The 323-nt window shown below is 39.0% G+C and carries 1 protein-coding gene; it reads left to right on the top strand.

Annotated elements, in window-relative coordinates; translation table 11 throughout:
* Nucleotides 1-323: hypothetical protein (locus CWB99_RS23875; protein WP_138686263.1), on the top strand; the 323-nt coding region annotated here is incomplete at both ends.

The raw sequence follows: 323 nt of genomic DNA, 5'->3' as shown, positions 1-323 counted from the left end.
ACAAAAATTCACACTGGAAAGCAAGGAAGCTAAAGAATTCACAACGGGCGCGGGCGGTATCAGTATTTCTGCAGACGGTAAAAAAATGTTATTGAATCAACAAGGCACTTGGAAAATCACTTCTACCAATGGACCTTCTGCAGCTGATGCAAAAAATGTAAAGACCGATTTACGAGTATACTTAAATAGAGAAGAAGAATGGCTACAAATTTTTAATGAAGCCTGGCGCTATGAAAGGGATTTCTTTTATGACCCCAATATGCATGGCAGAGATTGGGATGAGGTATACAGGAGATATGCTCGACTTGTTCCTTATATAAAAC

Origin of the sequence: Pseudoalteromonas rubra (genome assembly GCF_005887095.1) — a bacterium.
GTDB classification, from domain to species: domain Bacteria; phylum Pseudomonadota; class Gammaproteobacteria; order Enterobacterales; family Alteromonadaceae; genus Pseudoalteromonas; species Pseudoalteromonas rubra_E.
Note: the sequence above shows the minus strand (reverse complement) of the source record. Positions and strands in the feature narration are given on the sequence as shown.